Genomic DNA, 274 nt, shown 5'->3' on the forward strand with positions numbered 1-274 from the left:
ACACCAATGTTCGCGAGGGAGCAGCGCGCAGCAGCGACGGCAAGTCGGACATCAAGCGGCCGCAGCCGCACCCCGCGGCCGAACAGCTCTTCGGCGTCGCCTGGTCGGCCTGCTACATGGGAGCGATCGAGCTCGCCGCCTCTCAGAGAAACATCAAGCTTCCCGCGGGTCTCACGGTCGACGTCGAGATCGATCGCAACGTCGATGACGGCGCCTTTTTCCTGCGCGCACGCCTCGACGTCAGCGCGCCGGGCATTGACCCTGCGGTTGCGCG

At 67.2% G+C, this 274-nt stretch carries 1 protein-coding gene; it reads left to right on the top strand.

All coding sequences use genetic code 11. The features are described 5' to 3' along the window. Nucleotides 1-274: OsmC family protein (locus ACPYOI_RS36245; protein ID WP_481424194.1), on the top strand; the 274-nt coding region annotated here is incomplete at both ends.

The sequence above is a fragment of the Rhizobium sp. SVR5-2C genome (assembly GCF_056755115.1).